The 26,148-nt window shown below is 69.6% G+C and carries 26 protein-coding genes and 2 tRNA genes; 18 read left to right on the top strand and 10 right to left on the bottom strand.

The window, feature by feature from the left end:
• The coding region (locus tag K2X24_RS20175) for an SURF1 family protein (RefSeq protein ID WP_292500441.1) at positions 1 to 390 on the top strand (390 nt) is incomplete at its 5' end.
• 20 nt (positions 391 to 410) lie between these two features.
• Here the strand turns inward: K2X24_RS20175 and K2X24_RS20170 are convergent.
• The 6 genes from K2X24_RS20170 to K2X24_RS20145 all read right to left on the bottom strand — a co-directional run bounded on the left by K2X24_RS20170 (position 411) and on the right by K2X24_RS20145 (position 5,252).
• A complete protein-coding gene (locus K2X24_RS20170; RefSeq protein ID WP_292500440.1) occupies positions 411 to 671 on the bottom strand; it encodes a hypothetical protein in 261 nt (86 codons plus the stop codon).
• A gap of 236 nt (positions 672 to 907) precedes the next feature.
• Positions 908 to 2,281, bottom strand: coding sequence for an ATP-binding protein (locus K2X24_RS20165; protein ID WP_292500446.1), 1,374 nt, complete (start codon positions 2,279 to 2,281; stop codon positions 908 to 910).
• A complete protein-coding gene (locus K2X24_RS20160) occupies positions 2,281 to 3,012 on the bottom strand; it encodes a response regulator transcription factor (RefSeq protein ID WP_292500437.1) in 732 nt (243 codons plus the stop codon). Before K2X24_RS20160 ends, K2X24_RS20165 begins: the two co-directional genes overlap by 1 nt.
• Before the next feature lie 116 nt (positions 3,013 to 3,128).
• Positions 3,129 to 3,743: an alpha/beta hydrolase gene (locus tag K2X24_RS20155; protein WP_292500435.1), complete on the bottom strand. Its 615-nt coding sequence runs from the start codon at positions 3,741 to 3,743 to the stop codon at positions 3,129 to 3,131.
• Between the two features lie 134 nt (positions 3,744 to 3,877).
• Positions 3,878 to 4,807: a ring-cleaving dioxygenase gene (locus K2X24_RS20150; protein ID WP_292500434.1), complete on the bottom strand. Its 930-nt coding sequence runs from the start codon at positions 4,805 to 4,807 to the stop codon at positions 3,878 to 3,880.
• 217 nt (positions 4,808 to 5,024) lie between these two features.
• The gene (locus K2X24_RS20145; RefSeq protein WP_292500433.1) at positions 5,025 to 5,252 is read right to left on the bottom strand and encodes a hypothetical protein; all 228 of its coding nucleotides are present in this window, start codon (positions 5,250 to 5,252) and stop codon (positions 5,025 to 5,027) included.
• A 345-nt stretch (positions 5,253 to 5,597) separates the two neighbouring features.
• Here K2X24_RS20145 and K2X24_RS20140 point away from each other — a divergent pair.
• From K2X24_RS20140 to K2X24_RS20110, 7 genes are all read left to right on the top strand, one after another.
• Positions 5,598 to 5,675, top strand: a tRNA-Pro gene (locus K2X24_RS20140).
• 448 nt (positions 5,676 to 6,123) lie between these two features.
• Entirely contained in the window at positions 6,124 to 6,276 is a 153-nt protein-coding gene (locus tag K2X24_RS20135) for a hypothetical protein (RefSeq protein WP_292500430.1), read from the top strand.
• A 171-nt stretch (positions 6,277 to 6,447) separates the two neighbouring features.
• Positions 6,448 to 7,545 carry a glycosyltransferase gene (locus tag K2X24_RS20130; protein ID WP_292500428.1) on the top strand — a complete coding sequence of 366 codons (1,098 nt, stop codon included), beginning with the start codon at positions 6,448 to 6,450 and terminating at the stop codon, positions 7,543 to 7,545.
• A gap of 244 nt (positions 7,546 to 7,789) precedes the next feature.
• Positions 7,790 to 8,881, top strand: a complete 1,092-nt coding sequence (locus K2X24_RS20125) for an alkene reductase (RefSeq protein ID WP_292500426.1) — start codon at positions 7,790 to 7,792, stop codon at positions 8,879 to 8,881.
• Positions 8,882 to 9,103: 222 nt separating this feature from the next.
• Positions 9,104 to 10,945, top strand: coding sequence for a PAS domain S-box protein (locus tag K2X24_RS20120; RefSeq protein WP_292500425.1), 1,842 nt, complete (start codon positions 9,104 to 9,106; stop codon positions 10,943 to 10,945).
• Entirely contained in the window at positions 10,945 to 11,628 is a 684-nt protein-coding gene (locus tag K2X24_RS20115; RefSeq protein WP_292500444.1) for an HAD hydrolase-like protein, read from the top strand. Before K2X24_RS20120 ends, K2X24_RS20115 begins: the two co-directional genes overlap by 1 nt.
• 76 nt (positions 11,629 to 11,704) lie before the next feature.
• Positions 11,705 to 11,926 carry a hypothetical protein gene (locus K2X24_RS20110; protein WP_292500424.1) on the top strand — a complete coding sequence of 74 codons (222 nt, stop codon included), beginning with the start codon at positions 11,705 to 11,707 and terminating at the stop codon, positions 11,924 to 11,926.
• A gap of 4 nt (positions 11,927 to 11,930) precedes the next feature.
• On the opposite strand, the gene K2X24_RS20105 is transcribed toward K2X24_RS20110, so the two are convergent.
• Entirely contained in the window at positions 11,931 to 14,381 is a 2,451-nt protein-coding gene (locus K2X24_RS20105; protein WP_292500422.1) for a PAS domain-containing protein, read from the bottom strand.
• A gap of 147 nt (positions 14,382 to 14,528) precedes the next feature.
• Entirely contained in the window at positions 14,529 to 15,026 is a 498-nt protein-coding gene (locus K2X24_RS20100; RefSeq protein WP_292500443.1) for an outer membrane protein assembly factor BamE, read from the bottom strand.
• Between the two features lie 203 nt (positions 15,027 to 15,229).
• Here K2X24_RS20100 and K2X24_RS20095 point away from each other — a divergent pair, with 203 nt between their 5' ends.
• From K2X24_RS20095 to K2X24_RS20050, 10 genes are all read left to right on the top strand, one after another.
• Entirely contained in the window at positions 15,230 to 15,853 is a 624-nt protein-coding gene (locus K2X24_RS20095) for a ubiquinol-cytochrome C chaperone family protein (RefSeq protein ID WP_292500419.1), read from the top strand.
• The gene (locus K2X24_RS20090) at positions 15,850 to 16,359 is read left to right on the top strand and encodes a DUF177 domain-containing protein (RefSeq protein WP_292500417.1); all 510 of its coding nucleotides are present in this window, start codon (positions 15,850 to 15,852) and stop codon (positions 16,357 to 16,359) included. The genes K2X24_RS20095 and K2X24_RS20090 overlap by 4 nt, the downstream gene beginning before the upstream one ends.
• A gap of 187 nt (positions 16,360 to 16,546) precedes the next feature.
• A complete protein-coding gene (gene plsX, locus K2X24_RS20085; RefSeq protein WP_292500415.1) occupies positions 16,547 to 17,581 on the top strand; it encodes a phosphate acyltransferase PlsX in 1,035 nt (344 codons plus the stop codon).
• A 46-nt stretch (positions 17,582 to 17,627) separates the two neighbouring features.
• Positions 17,628 to 18,620, top strand: coding sequence for a beta-ketoacyl-ACP synthase III (locus K2X24_RS20080; protein WP_292500413.1), 993 nt, complete (start codon positions 17,628 to 17,630; stop codon positions 18,618 to 18,620).
• Positions 18,621 to 18,762: 142 nt separating this feature from the next.
• Positions 18,763 to 19,083 (top strand): integration host factor subunit alpha, encoded by a 321-nt coding sequence (locus K2X24_RS20075; protein WP_238278323.1) that lies wholly within the window; start codon positions 18,763 to 18,765, stop codon positions 19,081 to 19,083.
• An 8-nt stretch (positions 19,084 to 19,091) separates the two neighbouring features.
• A complete protein-coding gene (locus tag K2X24_RS20070) occupies positions 19,092 to 19,640 on the top strand; it encodes a MerR family transcriptional regulator (RefSeq protein ID WP_292500411.1) in 549 nt (182 codons plus the stop codon).
• Positions 19,641 to 19,772: 132 nt separating this feature from the next.
• Positions 19,773 to 20,216: a 4-aminobutyrate aminotransferase gene (locus K2X24_RS20065; protein ID WP_292500409.1), complete on the top strand. Its 444-nt coding sequence runs from the start codon at positions 19,773 to 19,775 to the stop codon at positions 20,214 to 20,216.
• A gap of 245 nt (positions 20,217 to 20,461) precedes the next feature.
• Positions 20,462 to 22,408, top strand: a complete 1,947-nt coding sequence (locus tag K2X24_RS20060; RefSeq protein ID WP_292500408.1) for a PrkA family serine protein kinase — start codon at positions 20,462 to 20,464, stop codon at positions 22,406 to 22,408.
• A gap of 102 nt (positions 22,409 to 22,510) precedes the next feature.
• Positions 22,511 to 23,812, top strand: coding sequence for a YeaH/YhbH family protein (locus tag K2X24_RS20055; RefSeq protein WP_292500407.1), 1,302 nt, complete (start codon positions 22,511 to 22,513; stop codon positions 23,810 to 23,812).
• A gap of 63 nt (positions 23,813 to 23,875) precedes the next feature.
• Positions 23,876 to 25,447, top strand: a complete 1,572-nt coding sequence (locus K2X24_RS20050; RefSeq protein WP_292500406.1) for a SpoVR family protein — start codon at positions 23,876 to 23,878, stop codon at positions 25,445 to 25,447.
• Positions 25,448 to 25,629: 182 nt separating this feature from the next.
• On the opposite strand, the gene K2X24_RS20045 is transcribed toward K2X24_RS20050, so the two are convergent.
• The gene (locus K2X24_RS20045) at positions 25,630 to 25,941 is read right to left on the bottom strand and encodes an ETC complex I subunit (RefSeq protein ID WP_055950667.1); all 312 of its coding nucleotides are present in this window, start codon (positions 25,939 to 25,941) and stop codon (positions 25,630 to 25,632) included.
• Positions 25,942 to 25,978: 37 nt separating this feature from the next.
• Positions 25,979 to 26,055, bottom strand: a tRNA-Pro gene (locus tag K2X24_RS20040).
• Between the last annotated feature and the right edge of the window lie 93 nt (positions 26,056 to 26,148).

Below are 26,148 nucleotides of genomic sequence, written 5' to 3'. Positions count from 1 at the left end.
CGGCGCGATCCGGCGGATCGGCGCGATCCGGCGAGCCGCCCGGAGCCCGGCGGCGCGGGGCCGATCACGGTCACGGGCCTCCTGCGCCTGAGCGAACCCGGCGGCGGCTTCCTGCGCAAGAACGATCCGGCCGGCGGGCGCTGGTACTCGCGCGATGTCGTCGCCATCGCCGAGGCGCGCGGCCTCACCCGCGCGGCCCCCTATTTCATCGATGCCGACGCGACGCCCAACCCCGGTGGCTGGCCGGTGGGCGGCCTGACCATCGTGGCCTTTCCCGACAACCACCTCGTCTACGCGATCACCTGGTACGTCCTCGCCCTGATGGTCGCGGGCGCGCTCGTCTACACGCTGGCGGACGCGCGCCGGGCGAGGCGGCGCGCGGCACCGTAGGCGGGCGCGGAAGCGCGGGCTCAGTTCGGCCAGCAGCGACGGCCGTAGGGACCGATGTGATAGCCCGCGGGGCAGGAGCGACCGCGGATGTAGCCGCCCGCCTGCCCGCCCGGGCGGCAATAGCCGTACACGCCGCGATGGGCGTAGGGACCGCAGCCGCCATAGACCTGGATGATCCGCGCGTTCTCCGGACCGTGGGCGAGGGCATCGACCATCGGCAAAGCGGAGGCCGGAGCCGCGAGGCCGGCGAGGACGAGGCTCGGGACGAGAAGCTTCAGCATGAACACGTTCCTTTTCCTGTCAGCAGCGGTCCGATGGGCCGCCGGCCCCGCGCCGCGGCACTTCGGCCGCGACGGGACAGGCACAGGTTCGTCCGCGCATCCTTCCCGGATGTGACGCGGGCGGCGCGCGATGTAACGTTCTGTAACGGAAGGCGTCTTCGGCCGAGGGGACGCCACAGCGCCGACGCCGTCCGATGCGCGATGGCGCGGAGGAATCGCGGGGGTCGGGCCCGCCTTCAGGCCAGGGCCGGCAGCGTCACGACCAGCCGCGCGCCGCCGAGCGAGGCCGCCTCGACCACGATGCCGCCCCCATGCGCCTCCGCGATCTGCCGGGCGATCGCGAGCCCGAGGCCGGTCCCGCCCGTCTGCCGGCTGCGGGAGCGCTCGATGCGGTAGTAGGGACCGAACACCGCCGCGCGCTCGGCTTCCGGAATGCCCGGCCCGTCGTCCTCCACCACGACCTCGCAGACCGGGCCCGCGCGCCGGACCGCGACGCTGACCGTCGAACGGCCGAACTTCACGGCGTTCCCGATGAGGTTGGCGACGACGCGGCGCAGGGCCGTCGCGTCGCCCGCCACCATCGCGTCCGGGACATCCTCGCCGTGAAGGCAAATCGGCACGCCCTGGGCCGCCTGCTCGGCGACCTCGACCGCCACGAGATCCGCAAGGTCCACGGGGACGCGATCCACCTCCACGGCGGTGCCGCGCGCAAAACCGAGGGCGGCGTCGATCAGCGCCGTCATCGCGTCGAGATCCTCGACGAGGCGTTCCCGGCGCTCCGGCTCGGGCACCCCCTCGGCGCGCAGGCGCAGGCGCGTCAGGTAGGTCTTGAGATCGTGCGAGATGGCGCCGATCAGCAGCGAGCGCTCGGAGATCAGGCCGACGATGCGCTCCTGCATGCCCTGCACGGCCAGGGCGAGGCGCCGGATCTCGGGGGCTCCGCGCGCCGCGGCCACCCGCTCCGGCACGCGCCCGTCGAACCGGGAGACGGCCTCCGTGAGGCGGCGCAGGGGCGCGAGCTCATGGCGGGTGCCGAGGAGGACGAGGCCCGCGACGGCCGCCCCCAGCACCGCCACCCAACGGGTGACGGGCTGGCCGAGGAGCCAGGGCATCTGCGACCGGTGCCACTTGACGGCCGAGATGACCAGGACGCGGCCATCGGGCAGCCGGTAGGTCGCCAGGGCCAACCGTCCCTGGGGCCGGCGGAGCCCGTCGCGCGCCACGTCCTCGGGCGTGACGCCCCGCTTGAGCAGGTCGGCATCGGTGAAGGCCTGGATCCGGTCGGCGGGCGCCCCGGTGATCCGGCGCAGGCGCGCCTCGATGCGCGGCTCCCGGATGAGGGCGGCGTCCGCCGGGGCGGCGTCGCCGATCTCGGCCCGCAGGGTCTCGCCGCTCACCGCCCGCAGGATGGCCGGTCGCTGCGCGTCCTCCGCCGCCGCCACGAGGCTCATGATGTTCGCGGCCTGGTCGATGCGCGGATAGGGCGTGTCGTAGCGCCAACCCTCCTGGCGCCGCTGCCAATGGTCGACCGCGCCGATGCCGAGCACGAGCAGGGACAGCGCGCCCAGGAGCAGGAGCATGATCCGGCTGAGCAGGCCGAGCCGACCCATCACGGGGCGAGCGCCGTCACCGGGGCGGCCAGGATGTAGCCCGCGTTGCGCACGGTCTTGAGCAGGGCCGCCGCCGCGCTGCCCGACGCTTCGAGCTTGTGGCGAAGCCGGCTCACCTGCACGTCGATGGTGCGGTCGAAGGCGTCGGCCGTGCGGCCGCGCGTCCAGTCCAGGAGCTGGTCCCGCGAGAGCACCCGCTGCGGCCGCGTCACGAAGCAGTGCAGCAGGTCGTACTCGGCGCTGGTCAGGGGGATCTCGGCGGCGGGCGTGCCCGTGGTGACCCGGCGCGCCGCGGGGTCGATCACGAGGTCGGCCACGCCGAGCCGCGCGGGGGCGTCGGCCGGCTCGGTCGCGCTCCCGCGCGCGCGGCGCAGCACGGCCCGGATGCGGGCCAGGAGTACGCGCGGGTTGAACGGTTTCGAGACGTAGTCGTCGGCCCCCATCTCGAGGCCCAGCACCCGGTCGATGTCCTCGTCCTTGGCCGTCAGCATCACCACCGGCGGCCCGCCCGCCGCGCGCAGGCGCCTGCAGATCGAGAGGCCGTCCTCGCCCGGCAGCATCCAGTCGAGGAGGACGAGGTGAGGGGCCGGGCCGCGGGCGAGGAGCCGGTCGAGGCCCGAGCCCCCGTCCAGGGTCACGACCTTGAATCCCTCGCCCTGCAGATACCCGGCCAGGAGGGCGCGAATGTCGGGATCGTCCTCGACGATCGCGATGGTGGTGTCGTCGATCATGGACCGACCATAGGAACGGCGGCCGTGACCGCAACGCGAAAGCGGCCATCGTCACAAAACGTTACATGGTCCCGAATCTCCGCCCGAAGCCCCGACGCGCCCCCGGGCGAAGCGTCTCATTCGGCGAGCCAGGCACTCGCCCGCGCCACATCCGCCTGCGACAGGCCGTGGCCCGTCGGCAGGGTCTCGTGGCTGACCCGGGCGCCGCCGTCACGCAGACGCTGCGCCAGGGCGGCGGCGTTGGCGGCCGGCACGATCGGATCGGCGGCCCCCGACAGCATGAGCACCGGCCGACCCGCGAGATCGACGGGCGCGGACGCGGTCAGGGGCAGCATCGGCCGCAGCAGCACGGCGCCGGCCAGGACGTCCGGGTGCAGCAGCAGCAGGGCCGCGGCGATGTTGGCGCCGTTCGAGAACCCGACCGCCACGGGTGCGGCGAGCCCATAGGCCGCCCGGGCCTTCGCGACGAAGTCGGCGAGGTCGGCCGCGCGCCGCCGGATATCGGCCTCGTCGAAAACGCCCTCGGCGAGGCGGCGAAAGAAACGCGGCATGCCGTTCTCCAGTACGGGCCCGCGCGGGGCGAGCAGGGCGGCGCCGGGCCCCAGACTCCGCCCGAGGGAGAGGAGGTCGGTCTCGTCGCCGCCGGTGCCGTGGAGCAGAAGCAGGGGCGGCGTTCCGGCCTCGGTTCCGGGCACGAAGCGATGGATGAAGCCGAAGGCGGTGTCGGTCATGGCGGTCTCGTGAAGGGCAGGATGGTTTCGTGAAGGCGAGGATGGTTTCGTGAAGGGCAGGGTGGTTTCGTGAAGGGGAGGGCGGGGCCCACGCCGTTCGGCGCGGGCCCCCGATGCCGCGGACGGCGTCGGGCTCAGGCGACCCTGGGCAGGCGCGCCTCGATCTGCGCCCGGTGGGGCTCGAGGAAAGCCGGCAGCTTGAGATCACGGCCGAGGGCCTCCACCGGTTCGTCCACGCCGAAGCCCGGGACGTCGGTGGCGATCTCGAACAGCACGCCGCCGGGCTCGCGGAAATAGACCGAGCGGAAGTACTGGCGGTCGCGCTGCTCGGTGACGCCGAGCCCGTGCGTGCCCGTGAGCTTGGCCACCATCGCCGCCTGAACGGCGTCGTCCGCCGCCCGGAAGGCGATGTGGTGTACCGAGCCGGCCCCCTGCCGCCCGGGCAGGAATTCGCCGACGGCCCGCAGGGTGACGAAGCCGCCGGCCTCGGCGTCCCCGGCATAGCGGGTCGCGACGCCCTCGCGCCCGGCCTCGGCGAAGCCGAACACGTCCGTGAGGATCGCGGCCGTGGGGCCGGCCTCGCGCACCAGCAGGGTGACGCCGTGGAACCCCCGGATCGCATGCTCGGGCGGGACCGTCCCCCCCGTCCAGGCGAGATCGTCCCCCGGGGCCTCGGTTCCGATGAGCGCGAGCATCATGCCGTCCGGATCCCGGAAGCGCAGAACCGGCTCACCGAAGGCGGGGGCGGGGGCCTCGTGGGTGACGCCCTTCTCGACGAACCGGTGCGTCCACCAGCCGATGGACGAACGCGGCACGCGGAAGGCCGTCTCCTGCGTCTCACCGACTCCCACCCGGCCGGGAGCCGCGTGCGCGATCGGGAAGAACGTCAGGATCGTGCCGGGACGCCCCGTCTCGTCCCCGTAATAGAGATGATAGGTGCCCGGATCGTCGAAGTTCACGGTCTTCTTCACGAGCCGGAGGCCGAGGATCTCGGTGTAGAAGTCGACGTTGCGGCCGGCGGCGCCGGAAAAGGCGGTGACGTGATGGATGCCGTTCTTGGACATGGGACGCTCTCCTGGCAGGCGGCTCCGCGTCGTCTCGACCGTGCCGCGATGTCAGGAAGATGCGATCTCCCGCGTTCCGCGAAAATGGAAACGATGGAAACACATCGTTTCGAATCCGAAGCCTAAGCGATCCACCTGACGGCCCGGCGCACCTCACCGGCGGACCACCGGGCGGTGGGGGGCGCGGGCGCTCGGAGGCGCCCGGACCAACGGCGCGTCAGGCCGCGGTGATGTCGAGTCTCAGCCCGCGTCCGCGCATCACCTTGCCGATCCGTTCGCGCATCCCGGGACAGAGCCGGTCCACCCGCATGTGCAAGGTGTCGCCCGCGGGCGTTCCGGTGACCCACAGCCGATAGTGCAGCCCCTCGTCGCGCAACTGCTCGAGCAGGCGCTCGGAGGCGATGCGGTTGGCCTCATTGTTCTTGGCGATGAGGCTGCCATCCATGATCGTTCCTCTCAGGGTTTGTCTCCGGTGCTCAGACAAGGCAACGCGCGACCGGGGAGTTTCATCCTCCGGCACGATGGCCAAATTCGAGGTCGGACTGCGCACGGCTCCTATGCGGAGGCGGAATGCGAGTCGCGGACCGCGGGGTGGGAGGGCCGCGCACCGGTGATCCGCGACCGCACCGATGACCGGCGAGTCCGCCCCGGTCACCGACACGGCGCGGCGGTCCGACGACCCGGGCCGCCACGCCGTCGCCGAGCCCCTGCCGATTTTTGCCCATGAGGCTGCCGAGGGGGTTGCGTCACCGGGGGCCAAAAGCTAAGACCCGCCTGCCTTTAGGGGCGTCGGAGCGTAGCGCAGCCCGGTTAGCGCACTAGTCTGGGGGACTAGGGGTCGGAGGTTCGAATCCTCTCGCTCCGACCATTCGAAGCCTGCCCCATCGGGGCTTCGAGCATCGCCGCCCCGGAGGCGCGCGGAACTTCATTCCATCGGACCTTTCGAGACTGCCAACGATCTCGCTGGCGTGGGTTGGCGCGATCGCTGTGCGGTTTGTCAGGCGACGCGTAGGGTCTGGATCTCGGCCCGCACGAACCGGGCTGAGCCGCCCGCGCTCCACCGTGGCATGGCGCAGCCCGATGCCTGCGTGATAGACAGCCTCTCGGAATCTCGAGATGCCCGATCACCGGAGATGCGATGCGGGGGATCGATATTCCGGCAGAGCCGATGCTGCGGAAGGGCCAATGCTGCGGAAGGCCGGACGGCAAGCTGGGACGGAGCGGCGGGCGCGGTTCCGCCCCATGCAGTCTTGGTCGACCGTGACACCGCACACCGCGACCGTCTCGTCTTCAACGGGCAAGGAACCCCTGAGCCGATGAACATGTTCGTGCTCGCGTTGATGTTGGGGATCACCCTCGTGTCCGTGGGGCTGTTCACGTACGCGCTGGTGCAAGGCAACGTGCTGATGCTGACTGCGCTGATCGCCATCATCGTGGTCGGCTTCTATCCATGGCACCACAGAAAGTAGCGTGCAGCCGACCTCATGACTGGTGGAAATAGCCGCCCGGTCAAATATTGCCTCGGGACGACGGCGTGACCACGTCGCGCTGGACGAAAATTCTGCGACCGTCTACATCCGCGAATTCTATGCTGCGGCATCCACGCGAAGCCTTCCGACGGTGCAACGAGCCGCCTCACGATGTTGAATCTGCAGTTTCTAAGGTATCCGTTCCTGTTCGGCGTGCCTGTCATGAAAGACTTGGCCGGACTGCGCGGCCTGTTCACGCGGCCCTACCAGAACTGGCAACCGGGCACGCCGGTCGTGGGGCATATGCTCAGTCGCGATCCGATCATCTTCTGCTGTCAGCCGCAGCCTTGGCCATTCGGCGCTGCCGATTACTTCGCGCGCCGGTTCGCGGACAAACCCCTGGTGTTCCTGGTGCCCATCACCATGAGCCTCGAGCGCCGGATCTTCGCCTTGTCCCTCGCCGTGCAGCATCGCCGCTTCGAAAAGCGGTATCCGCATGCGCGCATGATCATGTTGGCGAACACCCGGGATGAGGAACGGATTCTCCGTGGTCTCGGGGTCGCGGCGCAATTCGCGCCACAGAACATGTTCGTCAACGAGACCATGTATCACCCGCTGCCGGGTCGCGAGCGGACGTTCGATGCGATCTACAATGCGCAGCTCGCACCCTTCAAGCGGCATGATCTGGCCCGGCTCGTGCCGAGCTGTGCTTACGTGACGAAGATGTTCAGCCACTGGCCCGCACAACTCAAGCGTCAGCAACTCGACAAGTTCGTCCGCACGATGCCGCGTGGACACGCCATTCTGAACGACGTCGTCCCTGACGGCATCGTTCTGATGAGCCACGTCGCGGTCAACGAGGCCATGGCCTCGGCGCATGTGGGCCTCTGCCTCTCGAAGCTCGAAGGCGCCATGTATGCGAGCATCGAGTACCTGCTCGCCGGGTTGCCGGTCGTCTCCACCCGCAGCCGCGGGGGACGCGATACCTTTTTCCATCCGGACACCACGCTGATCGTTGACGACGATCCCCGCGCCGTGCGGGACGGGGTGGCGGCCATGAAGAGCCGCAACATTCCACCGGACTACGTCAGGGCCACCACGATGAAGCTGGTGGCCGAGGAACGCACGCGCTTCAACGCCTTCATCTCCGGGTTGAGAAACGGTCATGGCGTCGATGTCGAGACCGGCTGGTCGTTCGATTATTACCACAAGCTCGCGCGATCCTCGGTGCTGTCCGATTTCGAAGCGCAGCTCGCGGCCGGCGCCTGACGGCCGCCGCGCGCCGATGGCCCGATTCCGAGGACGGCGCTGAGGGCCCCCGGTTCGGGGCACAGCCGAGGGCGGCACGGGTTCCGGCGCCGGGAACGGTACGTGCGCCCCCGCACAAGCTTGTGGGGGCGAGCCGCCGTGACGGCTGGCCTCGATGCGCAACATCTCCAAATGACGGTGTCGACGGGCCGGGCCACGTGCCGGGCGCCGTCCGTTTGTCCTTGAAACAACGTGAGTCTCCCACATGCCCACCTTGTCCGATCCGATCCGCATCGGCGCGATCGACGCCAAGAACCGTGTCTTCATGGCGCCGCTCACCCGGGGCCGCGCCACCGCCCAGCACGTGCCGACCCCGATCATGGTGGACTATTACCGCCAGCGTGCCAGCGCCGGCCTCATCCTGACGGAGGCCACCGGAATCTCGCAGGAGGGTCTGGGATGGCCCTTCGCGCCGGGCATCTGGTCGGACGAGCAGGTCGAGGCCTGGAAGCCGATCGTCCGGGCCGTGCACGAGGCGGGCGGCAAGATCGTCTGCCAGCTCTGGCACATGGGCCGCATCGTCCACCCCGACTTCCTCGGGGGCGCCAAGCCAGTCTCGGCCTCGGCCACCACGGCGCCGGACGCCGCCCACACCTACGAGGGCAAGAAGCCCTACGCGGAAGCCCGGCCGCTGTCCGTCGACGAGATTCCGCGGCTGCTGGCCGATTATGACCGCGCCGCCCGCAACGCCATCGCGGCCGGGTTCGACGGCGTGCAGATCCACGCGGCGAACGGCTACCTCATCGACCAGTTTCTGCGCGACGGCTCGAATTTCCGGACCGACGCCTATGGCGGCTCCGTCGAGAACCGCATCCGCCTGCTCACGGAGGTGACCCGGACGGTGGCCGACGCCGTCGGCCGGGACCGCACGGGCGTGCGCCTGTCGCCGAACGGGGCGATCCAGGGCGTCGACGATTCGAACCCCGAGGCCCTGTTCGGTGCCGCGGCGGCCGCCCTCTCGAAGATCGGCATCGCCTTCCTCGAGCTGCGCGAACCGGGCCCGAACGGCACCTTCGGCACCGCCAACCATCCGCCGATCGCCCCGACGATGAAGGCGGCGTTCGACGGCCCCCTCATCCTGAACTCGGATTACGACGGCCCGCGCGCGCAGGCGGCCCTGGACGAGGGGAAGGCGGACGCCATCGCGTTCGGACGCCCGTTCATCGCGAACCCGGACCTGCCCGAGCGCCTGGCCAAGCACGCGCCCCTGAACAAGGACGAGGCGAAGACCTGGTACAGCCAGGGACCCGAGGGCTACGTCGACTATCCCACCCTCGGCGAGGCCAAGGCTGCGTGAGGACGGCGTGAGCATCGGCCGCCCCCCGGCGCCTCGGCATCGGAGGGCGGCCTGACGCGCGCGAATGTGGCGATGACGTTCATCATACGTCACGATTGCGCGTTCCGGCGCTACCGCAGGTGACGGTGAGCACCTATGTGTGAGGATCGGCGGGGATCACGACGTTTGCCTTCGACCTTCACCTGCTCAGTCGCGACCACCGGATGGACCGAGGCGGAGCGGTTGGCGGAGCTGCATAGCCTCGGCCTGGAATCGGACGGGGGCGGCGCTCGCTACGACGACCTGACGCGCATCGCCGCCCTGGTCTGCGGGGCCCCGATCGCCCTGGTGAGTCTGGTCGAGCAGGACCGGCAATGGTTCCGCTCCCGCGTCGGGTTCGAATTGCCCGAGACGCCGCGTGGGATGTCGATCTGCTCGCACGCGATCGAAGCCGAGGAACTCCTCGTCATCCCGGACCTGACCGAGGATCCCCGCACCCGCGACAACCCCCTCGTGACCGGCGAGCGGCGCCTGCGCTTCTACGCCGGGGCCGTCGTCCGCGCCCCCTCCGGGATGCCGCTCGGGACCCTCTGCGTCCTCGACCGGGTGGCGCGTCCGGATGGGCTGACCGCCGTTCAGACCGAGACCCTGGAGGCGCTCGCCCGCCAGGTCTCGACGCTGATCGAGTTGACCCGGACCCGGGGCGAGGTCGATGCCCGCGAGGCGGACCTGGCGGCGAGCGAGCGCCGCTTCCGGGTGATGACCGCGGCCATGCCCCAGATGGTCTGGACCACGCTGCCGGACGGCTACCACGACTTCTACAACGACCGCTGGTACGCGTTCACCGGGGCTCCGTACGGATCCACGGACGGCGAGGGCTGGAACGACATGTTCCATCCCGAGGACCAGGAGCGGGCCTGGACCCGCTGGCGGCACAGCCTCGCCACCGGCGAGCCCTACGAGGTGGAGTACCGCCTGCGCCACCATTCCGGTGCCTATCGCTGGACCCTCGGCCGCGCGATGCCGCTCTACGATGCGGACGGGCGGATCGAGCGCTGGTTCGGCACCTGCACGGACATCGAGGATCTGAAGCGCGCCGAGGCCGAGGCGCGCAAGCTCGCCGCCATCGTCGAGCAATCCCAGGACTTCATCGGCATGGCCGACCGGGCGGGCTTCGTCCAGCACGTCAACGAGGCCGGGCGCCGCCTCGTCGGGCTGCCCGACATCACGGCGGTCGCCGGCACCCACGTCACCGACTATTTCATGCCCGAGAGCCAGGCGGTGGTCAGCGGGACGGTGCTTCCGGCGGTGGAGCGGCAGGGCTGGTGGGAGGGGGAACTCGCCTTCCGCCACTTCGCGACGGGGGAGGGGATCGCGGTCCTCTACAACATCTTCCCGGTGCGCGACGCGGAGGGCACCTTCGTGGGCTACGCCACGGTGACCCGCGACCTGCGCGAGCGCAAACGCGCGGAGGAGGCACGCGACCTCCTGATCAAGGAGTTGTCCCACCGCATCAAGAACATCTTCGCGGTGGTGGGCGGCATCGCGGGCCTCTCGGCGCGCACCGATCCGGCGGCCCGCCCCTTCGTCACCGCCTTCCGCGAGCGGCTGGGGGCCCTGGCGCAGGCCCATGAATACGTGCGGCCGCATTCGCCCGCGAGCGCACCGGCGGTGAAGGGCCAGACACTGTTCGGCCTCATGCGGCTGATCATGGCCGCCTACACCCAGGATGGCCGCGAGCGCATCGTGATCTCGGGCGACGACGTCGCCGTCGGCGAGCGCACCGCGACGGCGCTTGCCCTGATCATGCACGAGCAGGCCACCAACGCGATGAAGTATGGCGGCCTCTCCACGGAGGCCGGCAGCGTGCTGCTGACCGGTCGCCGGGAAGGGTCGACCTACACCCTGACCTGGGCCGAGCGCGGCGGCCCGACCGTCGCGGGCCCGCCGACCCGGCAGGGCTTCGGCACGGTGCTGGCCCAGCGCAGCGTGGCCGGCCAGCTCGACGGTACCCTGGAGCAGGATTGGGCGCCGGGTGGCTTGGTGATGCGCCTCGTCGTGCCCGTGGACAACCTCGGCTCTTGATCCAGCCTCGGTACCGGCTCGTCGCCTTCGACTTCGACGGCACCCTCGCCGACAGTTTTCCCTGGTTCACCTCCGTCATCAACGACGTGGCGGACCGGTACCGCTTCCGCCGCATCGCCGCGCACGAGACGCACGCCCTGCGCGGGATGGATGCCCGCGGGATCGTCCGCCACCTCGGCATACCGGCCTGGAAGCTGCCCTTCATCACCCGGCACATGCACCGGCTGGCGACGCGGGACATCGCCGCGATCCCGCCCTTTCCCGGCATCCCCGCGATGCTGGCGGACCTCGACGCCGCCGGCCTTCGCCTCGCGATCCTCAGTTCGAACCGCGAATCGAACATCCGACGAGCCCTGGGGCCGGTGTCGGCCGGACGCTTTCACACCTATGCCTGCGGGGCTTCGCTGTTCGGCAAGGGCAAGCGCCTGCGCGCGTTGATCCGGGGAGCCGGCCTTGCAGCGTCCGAGGTGCTCTATGTCGGAGACGAAATTCGCGACCACGCGGCAGCGACCGAGGCGGGCTGCGATTTCGCTGCCGTGGCGTGGGGTTACACCCGCGCGGACGCCCTGGCGGCAGGCCGGCCCGCCTGGCTGTTCCGGGCGCCCGAGGAAATCGCGCAGACCCTGGCACCCCGTGGTGACGGTGCCACAGCCGGCAAGGAACCGCGCGCGGACACCCCGTGACGTCTTGCCGGATCGGTCCCGCCGGCGGCACGTTGCCCGCCGACGTCGGCCAAGCCGGGTTCGAGGGGTCCCTGCCATGGACAAGTTGCTTTCGTCGAGCGCCGGCGGCGCCGTAGGCTCACCGGACCGGGGCACGGCCGCGCGGCGGTCGCTGCGCGCCGTGCGGTCCCATCCGCTGGTAGCGAGCCTCGCGGGCGGACTCCAGGCGACCTACGCGGCCCAGCCCGAGGAGGCGGTGACGGAGCACTTCGCGAGCCTGCTCGCCCGCTTGGACCGCGGCAACGCCGGGGCGCGCTAGCCCCTCAGGAACGCGGGCGTCCGCGGCGGCTCCGGGCCACCGCCCGGCGCAGGACCCGCGAGAGTTGCTCCACCGAATAGGGCTTGTGCAGCAATTCGAAGCCGTGGCTGCCCTCCTCGGCCAGCACATGGCTGTAGCCGGACGCCAGCACCACCGGCAGGTCGGGGCGCCGCTTGGCGATCTCCTTGGCGAGCTCGATCCCGTTCATGCCCGGCATGACCACGTCCGAGAACACCACCTCGAACCGGTAGGGAATCTTCTCGATCTGGCGCAGGGCATCGGCCGCGTTGGTGGCCCAGACCGTGTGGTAGCCGAGTTCCGCCAGGGTCTGGGTGGCGAAGCCGCCGACCTCCGGGTTGTCCTCGACCACCAACACGCAGGTGCCGTGGCCGTCCGTGAGCGGCTCGGCCTCCTCCGGCACCGGCTCGGCCGTAACCGCGTCCGCGATGCGCGGCAGGTAGAGGGTGAAAGTGGCGCCCCGGCCGGGCACGCTCTCCGCGAGGACCTCGCCGCCCGATTGCTTGGCGAACCCGAAGACCTGGCTGAGGCCGAGGCCCGTGCCCTGGCCGACGCCCTTGGTGGTGTAGAACGGCTCGAAGATCCGGTGCAGCGCCTCCGGCGCGATGCCGCCGCCGGTATCCGTGAGCGACACCGCCACGAAAGCGCCCATGCCGATCCCGAGGGGCGGGATGCCCTCCACCGGCCGGACCCGGATCGTCAGCCGCCCGTGGCCATCCATGGCATCGCGCGCGTTCACCGCCATGTTGACGAGGGCCGTGTCGAACTGGCTCGGGTCGGCGTGGACATAGGCGGGGGCGTCGGGAACCTCCAGCACGATCTCGATGCGGGCGCCCGTGAGGGTTCCCACCATCTCGCTGATCGCCGTGACGCTGGTGGTGGCGTTGAAGATCTCGGGCTTGAGAGCCTGGCGGCGGGCGAAGGCGAGGAGCTGGCCGGTGAGCTTGGCCGCCCGGGCCACCGTGTCGGAAATCGCGTCGACGTAGCGCGCGCGCCGTTCCTCGGGGAGGCCCGGCCGCTTCAGGAGGTCGGTGGACGATTTGATCACGGTCAGCAGATTGTTGAAGTCGTGCGCGACGCCGCCGGTAAGCTGACCCACGGCCTCCATCTTCTGCGCCTGCCGCAGGGCCTCCTGCGCCTGGTCGAGCGCGGCCTCCCGCGCCTTGTCCTCGGTGATGTCGCGCCCGCTGCAATAGGCGCGGCCGCCCTCCGGTACGGCCGTCCAGGAGATCCAGCGATAGCGGCCGTCGCGGGTGCGGTAGCGGTTCTCGAAACGGAACACCGGCATGTTCGCGCGCAGCGCGTCGATGGCCTCCCGGCTCCGGCCCGCATCGTCGGGATGGATGAGTTCGAGCACGGAACGGCCCGCCACCTCCGATTCCGTCCAGCCGAGGATGATCTCCCAGGCGGGGTTCAGGCGCTCGAAGTAGCCGTCCGGATGGAACACGCCGAGGAGGTCGGGGCTGACCTGCCAGGTCAGACCGCGCTCGTGCGAGCGCAGGATGACCTGGCGCTCGAGGTCGGCGTTGAGGAAGCGCAGCTCCGCCTCGTTCCGGCGCAGGGCGATCTCCGCGAGGGCGCGGTCGGTGACGTCGACCCCCTCGACGAAGACACCCGTGACGGTGCCGTCGTCGCCGAAGATCGGCTGGTAGACGAAGTCGAGGTAACGCTCGCTCTCCGGGCCGCCCGCCTCGACCTGCAGGGTGATCGGCGAAGCGGTGGCGGTGAAGGCCTCGCCGCTTCGGTAGACGGTGTCGAGGAGGTCGAGGTAGCCCTGCGCGGCCGCGTCCGGCAGGGCCTCGGCCACCGTCCGACCGATCAGGGGGCGGTCGCCGACGAGGCGCAGATAGGCCGGGTTGGCGAGTTCGAAGCGGTGCTGCGGCCCGCGCAGGACCGCCATGAAGCTCGGAGCCTGGGCGAAAAGCTGCTCCAGGCGGCGGCGCTCGGCACTGGCCTCGCGCTCCGCCTGGAGACGCCCCGTGGTCTCAGCGCAGGCGCAGAACATGCCGGCGACCCGGCCGCCATCGTCGCGGACCGGCGTGTAGCCGAACGAGAAGTACGTCTCCTCCGGGTAGCCGTTGCGGTGCATGATGAAGGCGATGCCGTCCATATGCGTCGCCTCGCCCGCATAGGCCCGGGCCAGGATCGGCTCCACCTGATCCCAGATGTCGTGCCAGAGGTCGCGGAAGGAACCGCCGAGGGCGTCGGGGTGGCGCGCCCCGCACATGGCCGCATACCCGTCGTTGTAGAGGGTGACGTAGTCGGGCCCCCAGACGATCAGCATCGGCTGCTGCGAGCCCAGCATGACGCCGACGAGGGTCTTCAGGGCCTGGGGCCAGTCCGCCGGGGGGCCGAGGGGCGAGGCGGACCAGTCGAAGGCGCGCAGCAGCGCTCCGGTCTCACCGCCCTCGATCAGGAATCCATCGCGCGACGGCATCGACGAGCATCCTGCACGGGCTTGGGCGCCGGGGCCTGCGCCGCGCCGCGCCATCCCCGGCCTGCCGCGCGCTTCGTGAAGACGGACCTCCACGCCGGGCGGCCCTCGGACGGCCCGGGGACGGATCGCCCGGGCGGACCCGCCGGCCTACAGGCCGCGATTGGCGCCCGGAACGACGCTGGTGCCGGAACCGCTGCCGAATGGCTCGTACTTGGTCAGGCCGCGGAAGAGCTGGCTGAGGAAGGCGCGGTCGGCGCCGCTGGTCGGGGTGGTGCGCTCGATGAAGTCGAACACCTTGCCGTCCTGGAGGCCGTAGAGCGCGACCCGTTCGACCTTGAGGGCGGAGGTGAAGTAGACGGCGGTGACCTTCTGGTCCTCCACCCGCTCGCCGAGGAACAGGACCGTGCGGCGCGTGTTCTGGCTGATGTAGTACCAGGACTTGTTGCCGACCGTGGAGACGGTGGAGGGCGTGCCCAGGATCTGAAGCACCTGCTCGGCGCTCATGCCGGGCTTCACCGTGGCCAGCGCCGCCTGGTCGATCTGGTAGCCATGGCGAATGTCCTCGCCGATGCAGCCGGACACGCCGGCTCCGATCACGCCGAGGACGGCGAGGCGAGCGAGCGACGATACGAGACGGCGCGACATCGGCCACCCTTGAGCTTGCGAGGAACTGAACGCGTTCATGGCCCCGATCCCCACCCCGGCACCGAGGCCTTCGAAGAATCCCGATGGAGGTTGCACCTTGACCGTTCGCTGCCGTAACGCGGGGTTATGGTTTTGACAAGGCAAGCCCGGCCACAGCCGCCGGCCGACATCCCTCCCTCCACCGCGGCGCGGGGAGGCGGCGCGTGATCGGCGGTCTCCTGGCGCGCCTGCGCACCTGGGGCCGTCCCGGTCCCCGCGAACGGTTGATCGAGACGCTGCACCTGCGCGTCAACGCGGCCGCGCGCCGGCCCGGCCTCTACACCGGGCTCGGGGTGCCCGACACGCTGGAGGGGCGCTTCGAATGCCTGATCCTGCACGTCATCCTGGTGCTGCGGCGCCTCAACCGTCTGCCGGAGCCGGCGGCGGACGTGGCGCAGGATCTCGTGAATTCGGTGTTCCTGCAGCTCGATTCCTCCTTGCGCGAATCCGGCATCGGCGATTTCGGCGTGCCGAAACGCATGAAGAAGCTCGGGGCCGCGTTCTACGGCCGGGCCGAGGGCTACGACGCGGCCCTCGATGCCGGCGATGCCGCCGCACTCCGGGGCGCACTCGCCCGCAACGTCCTCGGGCTCGCCGCGCCGGAAACCGCCGCGCGTCTGACCGCCTACGTCCTGGCCGCCGCCGAAGCCCTCGAGCGGGCCGACCTCGACGACCTCATCGGGGAAGGTCCGCGCTTCCCGGACCCCGAAGCCTTCCTCGCGGATACCCACGCCTTCGCCGCTCCTCTGAACGAGCCAGGCGCAACACCGACACGGACGACACCATGACCCGCCTGGATGAGACCGGCCCGCTCTCGCGGATCGTCAGCGTCGACCGGCTCCGGCGCAGTGACGGACACCTGACCGTGACGGCGAGCCCCGAGGAATGCGCGGCGCTCGCGCGAGACTTCGCGATTCCGGCCATCCGCGATCTCGTCGGCACCTACGAGACCAGCGGCCCGCCCTCGGCCTTCCGGGTGCGCGGCACCGTGAGGGCGACCGTGACGCAGGTCTGCACGGTGAGCCTCGAAGCATTCGATGGGCCGGTCTCCGAACCCGTGGACCTGCTGTTCACCGATACGGACCGGCTCCAGGGCACCGATGCGGAGGACGCCGACGTCCCCGACCCGATCATCGGCGGCAAGATCGACTTCGGCACCATCACGGCGGAATTCCTGGCGCTGGGCCTCGATCCCTATCCGCGCAAGCCGGGGGTCACCTTCGAGCCGCACGTGGAGGACACGGACGAGCCCCCGCTCGCCGCCCTCGGCGCCCTGAAGCCGGCCAACGACTGACGCCGACCGAAGCGATCCGGCGCCGGCTTTGGCCGGCGGGCTCAGATTTCGTTTGCCCACCCGGCCTCAATCGTTATTTTCCGCCGCGCCGGGCACGGGGCCGGCGGTTCCTCCCGCCCCTGCCCATCCGCGGCCCTTCCAGGGAGGGCCGTTCCCACCCGCGACCAGAGGCCACCGGCCACCCGACATGTCCCAGAGAGTGTGCATCTCGCTCGACGCCATGGGCGGCGACCACGGCCCCACGACGGTGGTGCCGGGCGCCGCCATCGCCCGCGAGCGCCATCCCGAGATGACGTTCCTGATGTTCGGGGACGAGGCCATCCTGGCGCCCCTGGTGGCGGCGGAGCCGCGCCTGAAGGGCGCCGTCGAGATCCGTCACACGACGGTGTCGATCGCCATGGACGACAAGCCGAGCCAGGCCGTGCGCTCGGGGCGCGGCAAGTCCTCGATGTGGCGCGCCATCCAGGCGGTGAAGGACGGCGAGGCCGATGCCGCCGTCTCGGCTGGCAACACCGGCGCCCTGATGGCGATGTCGAAGATCTGTCTCAAGACGCTGGCGGGCATCGAGCGCCCGGCCATCGCCTGCCTCTGGCCCACCGTGCGGGGCGAGAGCGTGGTGCTCGATGTCGGCGCCACCATCGGCACCGATGCCGAGCACCTCGTCGAGATGGCGGTGATGGGCGCGGCCATGGCCCGGATCGTGTTCGACATCGACAGGCCGACAGTGGGCCTCCTCAACGTCGGCACGGAGGAGATGAAGGGCAACGAGGCGGTGAAGGAAGCCGCCCGGACCCTGCGGGAGACCGACCTGCCGAACCTCGCCTATCACGGGTTCGTCGAGGGCAACGACCTCGGCAAGGGCACGGTGGACGTCGTGGTCACGGAAGGATTCACCGGCAACATCGCCCTGAAGACCGCGGAGGGGACGGCCAAGCAGATCGGCAGCTACCTGCGCGCCGCCATGAGCCGGACGCTCTCCGCCAAGATCGGCTACTTCTTCGCCCGCCACGCCTTCAAGGCGCTGCGGGAGAAGATGAACCCGAGCCGGGCCAACGGGGGGGTGTTCCTCGGCCTCGAGGGCATCGTGATCAAGAGCCACGGCTCCGAGGATGCGCACGGTTTCGCGGCGGCCGTCGACCTCGCCCACGACATGGCCCGTCACGACCTCATGCGGACCATCCGAGACATGCTCGACCTGACGCCGGCGACCGCCTCGTCGTGAGTGGGGCGGGACGAAAGAAGGACGGCCCCATGACGGTCTTTTCCAAATGACGGTCTTCTCAAATCCGGTGCGGCGCTCGGTCGTGATCGGCTGCGGCTCGGCCCTGCCGGCCCGGTGCGTGACCAACGACGAGCTCAGCCGCACCGTCGACACCTCGGACGACTGGATCGTGCAGCGCACCGGCATCCGCCAGCGCTACCTCGCGGATGCCGGCGAGACGACCTCGGTTCTCGGCGCCCGGGCCGCCCGGGCCGCCCTCGACGCGGCGGGCCTCACCGCCGACGACATCGACCTGATCATCTGCGCGACCTCCACGCCGGACCACACCTTTCCCTCCACCGCCACCGAGATCCAGGCGGCGCTCGGCATGCGCGGGGGCTTCGCCTTCGACGTGCAGGCGGTCTGCGCCGGCTTCGTCTACGCCGTCACCACCGCGGACAAGTTCCTGAGCACGGGAAGCGCCCGGCGCGCCCTCGTCATCGGAGCCGAAACCTTCTCGCGGATCCTCGACTGGGAGGACCGCACCACCTGCGTGCTGTTCGGCGACGGCGCCGGCGCCATCGTGCTGGAGGCGCAGGACGGGGCGGGCACGAGCGCCGACCGCGGCGTGCTCACCGCGAGCCTGCGCTCGGACGGGCGCCACCGCGACAAGCTCTACGTCGACGGAGGCCCGGGCTCGACCGGGACCACGGGCCACCTGCGCATGACCGGCAAGGAGGTGTTCCGCTTCGCGGTCGGCTCCGTGACCGACGTGATCGACGAGGCCTTCCGGGCCACCGGCACCACGGCCGACGACCTCGCCTGGTTCGTGCCACACCAGGCCAACCGCCGGATCATCGAGGCGTCCGCCGACAAGCTCGGTATCGCCCGCGAAAAGGTGGTGCTCACCGTGGACCGGCACGGCAATACCTCGGCGGCCTCGATTCCCCTCGCCCTCGACGTCGCCTGCAAGGACGGGCGCATCCGGGCCGGCGACCTCGTCATGATCGAGGCGATCGGCGGGGGATTCACCTGGGGTGCCGCACTGATCCGCTGGTAGGCCCGGCCGCCTCAAAGGATCCGATCGACGGGGGTGATCCCGTCGGTAATGCCGACGCAGTGTTGACCCCGGCCTGAACGCCGATTAGCGTGCGCGATCATAGAGATACTAAGAAAACTCGAATCGCCTTGGGGAATGTCGCATGACGGGAAAGACGGTCACACGCGCCGATTTGAGCGAGGCCGTCTACCAGCAGGTCGGCCTGTCGCGGACCGAGTCGTCGGCCCTCGTCGAGACCGTGCTCTCCGAGATCTGTGCCTGTCTCGCTAGCGGTGAGACGGTGAAGCTGTCCTCGTTCGGCTCCTTCGTGGTGCGCAGCAAAGGGCGCCGGGTCGGGCGCAACCCGAAGACCGGCGTCGAGGTCGCGATCGAACCGCGCCAGGTCATGGTATTCAAGCCCTCGAACGTGCTGAAGGCGCGGATCAACGGCCTGAACGGCGCCGCCGAACACGACGACGATTGAGGCGCCCGATGTCCCTCGCGATCCGGACCGACGCGGTGACGCCCGACCCGGGCCCAGGGACGGCACCGGCGCGCGACGTGCCGGAGAAGAGCGCGGGTGCCTTTCGCACCATCAAGGAAGCCGCCGACGAGCTCGCCGTGCCCCAGCACGTCCTGCGCTTCTGGGAGACGCGATTCAGCCAGGTCCGCCCCGTCAAGCGTGCCGGAGGGCGGCGCTACTACCGGCCCGAGGACGTCGACCTTCTGAAGGGCATCCGGCACCTGCTGCACGGGCAGGGCTACACGATCAAGGGCGCCCAGCGCGTGCTACGCGAGCGCGGCCTGCGCTTCGTGCAGTCGCTCGGGCGTGGCGAGGTCGAGGTGGCCGCCCCCTCCGCACAGGATGCGGAGAGCGTGGCCGAAGCGCGGCCCGACCCCGAAGTTCGGCACGACGGTGACGCGCCGAGCCTCGCGCCGGAAACCCGGAGCGTGCTGGAAGACGCCCTCGGCGACCTGCGGGCCTGCGCAGCCGCCATCGCGCGCCTGCGCTTGCCGCCGGAGCCGGCCGCCGAAGGCTGAGCGCCACCGGACCGGACTTCGGCGGGGCCGTGACCACTCGACGGGCGCATGCCCCATCCCCACATCCGCCGGACACGGGCCACGTCCGCTCCCCCGGAGCGGGCCGCCCGATGTCACCGGAGTTCGTCCCGCATGTTGCTCGCCCGTCCCGCCACCCTCCTCGCCGCCGGCCTCCTCCTCACGGGGCCGGCCCTGGCCCAGACCACGGTCACGCGCAGCGAGACCGCCGCCAGCGGCAAGAGCGTGCGCCTCGTCATCGTGCCGAACCTGAAGAAGGATTGCTCGACGGGCCCGATGCCCGAGATCCGGGTCAACGGCGCCCCGAAGAACGGCTCGCTCATCACCAAGGTCGGCAAGCTCAAGACCCCGGCCAAGTTCCGCTGCCCCAACAAGGAGGCGGCGGTGCAGGCGGTGTTCTACCAGAGCAAGGACGGCTTCACCGGCAGCGACGAGGTGACGGTGGACGTCAAGGATTCGGACGGCAACGTCCAGACCCAGACCATCAAGATCACGGTCGGCGCGGGCAAGCCGGACGCCAAGCCGGATGCGGCGAAGTCCGGCGCCACCGACCTCTGAGATCCGGACACCGAGCCCCTTCCGCCCCGAGGTCGTGAACCAAAGCGGCGGCGGAAGGGGCGGCAGGGGAGGGCTGCACGGGGAGGGCTGCACGGGGAGGGCTGCCGGCGCCGGGTGTTGCACTGTGGCACGCATCACACGCCCAAATTTCGTCCGCATCGCGCTGCGACAAAACTGGGCCTGTCAGTTGCATCCAAGCCGAGACAGGATGAAGCTGTCGCTGTCGTGAGGGGATCGGAAAGCCTATGCCGTCGACGAACGACCTGTTCCAGAGCTTCGCCCGTGGCTACGAGGCGCGTCGCGATACGGAGATGAGCCTCTCCGAATATCTCGAGGCCTGCCGCGACGAGCCGTTGATGTACGCCTCCGCCGCGGAGCGCATCCTCGAGGCGATCGGCAAACCCGAATTCGTGGACACCGCGAAGGACCCGCGCCTGGGGCGCGTGTTCATGAACCGCACCATCCGGATCTACCCCGCCTTCGCCGAATTCTACGGCATGGAGGAGACGATCGAGCGCATCGTCTCGTTCTTCCGCCACGCGGCGCAGGGGCTGGAGGAGCGCAAGCAGATCCTCTACCTGCTCGGCCCCGTCGGCGGCGGAAAGTCCTCCCTGGCCGAGCGCCTCAAGGCCCTGATGGAGACCCACCCCATCTACGTGCTCAAGGCCGGCAACGAGGTCTCGCCGGTCTTCGAGAGCCCGCTGGGCCTGTTTGACCCCGAGACGATGGGAGCCGAGATCCAGGAGCGCTACGGCATCCCGCGGCGCCGTCTCACCGGGCTGATGAGCCCCTGGGCGCTGAAGCGCCTCGACGAATTCAACGGCGACATCTCGAAGTTCAAGGTCATCAAGGTCCGGCCGTCGCGCCTGCGCCAGATCGCCATCGCCAAGACCGAGCCCGGCGACGAGAACAACCAGGACATCTCCAGCCTCGTCGGAAAAGTCGACATCCGGCGCCTGGAAACCCTCTCCCAGGCGGACCCCGACGCCTATTCCTACTCGGGCGGCCTCAACCGGGCGAACCAGGGCGTCCTCGAATTCGTCGAGATGTTCAAGGCGCCGATCAAGATGCTGCACCCCCTGCTCACCGCGACGCAGGAGGGCAACTACGTCGGCACCGAGAACATCGGCGCGATTCCCTTCACGGGCGTGATCCTGGCCCACTCGAACGAGTCCGAGTGGCAGACCTTCAAGACCAACAAGAACAACGAAGCCTTCATCGATCGCATCTACGTGATCAAGGTACCGTACTGCCTGCGGGTGACGGAAGAGCAGCGCATCTACGAGAAGCTGGTCTCGGGCTCCGAATTGTCCGACGCCGCCTGCGCACCGGGCACCCTGGAGATGCTGGCCCGCTTCTCGGTGCTCTCGCGCCTGCGCGAGCACGCCAATTCCAACGCCTTCTCGAAGATGCGCGTCTACGACGGCGAATCCTTGCGCGAGGTCGATCCCCGCGCCCGCTCGATGCAGGAATACAAGGACGCCGCCGGCGTCGACGAGGGCATGGACGGGATCTCCACCCGCTTCGCCTTCAAGGTGATGGCGGCGACCTTCAACCACGACACCACGGAGGTCTCGGCCGATCCGGTCCACCTCATGTACGTGCTGGAGCAGGCCCTCCGGCGCGAGCAGCTGCCGCCCGAGACCGAGAAGCGCTACCTGGAATTCATCAAGACCGAGTTGGCCCCGCGCTACGCGGAGTTCATCGGCCACGAGATCCAGAAGGCCTACCTCGAATCCTACCACGATTACGGCCAGAACCTGTTCGACCGCTACATCGACTACGCCGACGCGTGGATCGAGGACCAGGACTTCAAGGATTCCGAGACCGGCCAGCTCCTGAACCGCGAACTCCTGAACCAGGAGCTGACCAAGATCGAGAAGCCGGCGGGCATCGCCAACCCGAAGGATTTTCGGAACGAGGTGGTGAAGTTCGCCCTGCGCTCCCGGGCGCAGCACGGCGGCCGAAACCCATCGTGGACGAGTTACGAGAAGTTGCGCGAAGTCATCGAACGGCGGATGTTCTCTCAGGTCGAGGAACTCCTGCCGGTGATCTCCTTCGGTTCGAAGAAGGACGGCGAGACCGAGAAGAAGCACGGCGAATTCGTCGACCGGATGGTAGCCCGCGGCTACACCGAGCGGCAGGTCCGCCGCCTGGTCGAATGGTACATGCGGGTGAAGCAGGCCGGGTAGGGCGGACCAGGCCCATCCCACGCGTGAAGGGGCGACCATTCCGGTGGCCGCCCCGGCCAGTCGATCCCACATCGATCTTGAGGGCGAAGGCACACACACCGGATGCACATCGTCGACCGTCGTCTCAATCCCGGGGGCAAGAGCCTCGCGAACCGACAGCGCTTCCTGCGCCGCGTCAAGGACGTGGCCCAGCGCGCCGTGCGGGAATCCGCGCGGGAGAAGGACATCAAGGATCTCGGCAAGGACGGCAGGGTCGCCGTGCCGGCCGACGGCGTCCGCGAGCCGCGCTTCGCCCGCCAGTCCGGCACCGGACTGCACGACCACATCCTGCCCGGCAACAAGACCTACGTGGAGGGCGACCGCATCGAGCGTCCGCCCTCGGGGGGCGGCGGCAAGGGCTCGGGCGAGGGCGGGGAGGGCTCCGAGAACAGCGAGGACGCCTTCCGCTTCGTGCTTACCCGCGACGAGTTCCTGGAACTCTTCCTCGAGGACCTCGAACTGCCGGATCTGGCCAAGCGCCGGCTCTCCGTGGTGGAGACGGAAGGGCTTCGCCGGGCCGGCTACACGATCTCGGGTTCGCCGGCCAACCTCGCCCTGACGCGAACCCTACGCAATTCCATGTCGCGCCGCATCGCCCTGAAGCGGCCGAAGCCCGACGAGATCGCGGCCCTCGAGGCGCGCATCGCCGCGACGCCATCCAGCGACCCCGACCTTCCGGACCTGCTGCTGACGCTCTCGAGCTTGCGCGAGCGCACCAAGCGCATTCCCTACGTCGATCCCCTCGACCTGCGCTATCGCCGCTTCGAGACCTACCCGCGCCCGGTGGCACAGGCGGTGATGTTCTGCCTCATGGACGTCTCGGGTTCGATGACCGAGCACATGAAGGACCTCGCCAAGCGCTTCTACATCCTGCTGCACATCTTCCTGACGCGGCGCTACCGGCACGTGGAGATCGTCTTCATCCGTCACACCGACAAGGCGACGGAGGTGGACGAGGAGACGTTCTTCGGCTCCCGCGAGACCGGCGGCACCCTGGTCTCCTCGGCGCTCGTCGAGATGAAGCGCGTCATCGCCGAGCGCTACGACCCCAACGACTGGAACATCTACGCCGCGCAGGCCTCGGACGGCGACAACGTCTCCAGCGACGGGCCGACCGCGACGGAGTTGCTGCGCGCCCACATTCTCCCGGCCTGCCAGCACTTCGCCTACCTGGAGGTGGGCGACGAGAACGGCCCGCGGGCCGGCTTCGTCGAGCACCGCACCACCCTGTGGCGGACCTACGAGGGCCTGGCGAAGACGGGCGCACCCATCGCCATGCGCAAGGTCAATCACCGCCGCGACATCTACCCGGTGTTCCGCGAGCTGTTCGGGCGCAAGGACGCCCGGGCGGAAGCCGAGGCCTGACGCCTCGCGCGCCGCCGCACGGAACGCGTCGGACACGGACCCTTCGAGGAAGGCGTACATCGTATGGTCGGCAGCATCATCCGCCCCACGCCCCAGCGGATCTCCGGGGGCCAGGAACCGCTCTTCACGGGCAACGACTGGGACTTCGACACGATCCGTCGCATCCACGACGCCTGCGAGGTCGAGGCGCGGGCACTCGGCCTGTCCTGGTACCCCAACCAGATCGAGATCATCACGGCCGAGCAGATGCTCGACGCCTACGCGTCGATCGGCATGCCGCTGTTCTACAAGCACTGGTCCTTCGGCAAGCACTTCGCCCAGCACGAGGCCGGCTACCGGCGCGGCATGATGGGTCTGGCCTACGAGATCGTCATCAACTCGGACCCGTGCATCTCCTACATCATGGAGGAGAACACGGCGACGATGCAGACGCTCGTCATCGCGCACGCGGCCTTCGGGCATAACCACTTCTTCAAGAACAACTACCTGTTCAAGCAGTGGACCGACGCGGAGGGGATTCTCGACTACCTCGACTTCGCCAAGGGCTTCATCTCGCGCTGCGAGGAGCGCCACGGCCATGCCGCCGTCGAGGCGGTGCTGGATGCCGCCCACGCCCTGATGAGCCAGGGCGTCCACCGCTACCCGCGCAAGAAGCGGCCGGATCTGGCCTCCGAGCAGCGTCGCGAGCGCGAGCGGGCCGAGCACGGCGAGCAGATCTACAACGACCTCTGGCGCACCCTGCCGCAGAAGGTGGCCGGCGCCCGGCCCGACCTCGCCGCGGAGCGGCGGAAAGCGCTCCTCGAGCTCCCGCAGGAGAACATCCTCTATTTCCTGGAGAAGGCGGCCCCCCGCCTGCGGCCGTGGCAGCGCGAGATCCTGCGCATCGTGCGCCTCGTGGCGCAGTACTTCTACCCGCAGCGCCAGACCAAGGTGATGAACGAGGGCTGCGCCACCTACTGCCACTACCGCATCATGAACGCCCTCTCCGAGAAGGGCCTGATCGGCGAGGCCGCCTACCTCGAATTCCTGCAGTCGCACACCAACGTCGTGCGCCAGCCGAACTACAACGAGCGGGGCTACAACGGGCACAACCCTTATGCCATCGGCTTTGCGATGATGCAGGACATCGCCCGCATCGTGGAACAGCCGACGCAGGAGGACCGGGCCTGGTTCCCTGAGATCGCCGGCACCGGCGACGCCATGGCCACCCTGCGCGACGTCTGGGCGAACTACCGCGACGAGAGCTTCATCGCGCAATTCCTGTCGCCCAAGCTGATGCGCGACATGCGCCTGTTCCACGTGGTCGACGATCCCGACGAGTCGGACCTCTACGTCGAGGCGATCCACGACGAGCGCGGCTACCGCAAGATGCGCCGCTCGTTCGCCCGCCAGTACGACGTCGCCTGGCTCGACCCGGACATCGAGGTGGTGGACGTGGACCTCACGGGTGACCGCCGCCTGATCGTGCATCACCGCGCGTTGAACCGCATCACCCTGCAGAAGGACGATGCCCGCAGGGTTCTCCAGCACCTCGCCGACCTCTGGGGCTACGATGCGGTGCTGAAGGAGATCGATCCGGCCAATGATGCGGTGCTGGCCGAGCACCACGCCACCGCGCGCCCGATCTTCTTCTGAGCGAATTTGTGAGCGGATCCGGATTGGCGCGGCGCCGGTCCGGGTTTAGCCTGCGGTTATGACGAACGACGATCTGCGCGAATCGCGCGCCGCCCTCATCCTCCTGGCCCTCGCGGTGAGCTCCGTGCTGATCTTCGGAGCCGTCACCATACTGATCCAGATCTGATACGCGGCGCGGCGCCTCAGTGGGTCCAGGGCGCGGTGCGGTTGAACTTGAAATTGTCGGAGTAGGACAGGCCCTTGCGCAGAATCGGCTTCTGCGGCTCCTCGACCCGGTAGGACAGGCCGGCCCGCGTGGCGTAGGCCACGGCCTCCTCGCGGGTCTCGAACTCCAGGTGAACCTGCTGGAGCATGTCGGACGAGCCGGTCCAGCCCATCAGCGGATCGGTCTCGCGCGGCGCGGTCTGGTCGAATTCCAGCACCCAAGCCTTGGCGCGCGCGGTCCCGGACTGCGTCGGATCCTTGGCGGGCTGGTAGATGCGGGCGCTCGACATCGGGTCGTTCCACTCCAGGGCGTCTACGGCGAGCGAATGGTCGGGGCGATAGGATTCGAACCTACGACCCTCTGGTCCCAAACCAGATGCGCTACCAGGCTGCGCTACACCCCGACACGCTCGCGCGTAGAGCGGACGTACGGTCTCGGCGGCCGAATGGCAACCTTCCTCGATCCGGTTCGCGGCTCAAAGGGTGTCGAAAGGCGC

This window comes from Methylobacterium sp., from assembly GCF_019750675.1.
Lineage (GTDB): Bacteria > Pseudomonadota > Alphaproteobacteria > Rhizobiales > Beijerinckiaceae > Methylobacterium.
This window is presented reverse-complemented; position numbering and strand designations above follow the sequence as displayed.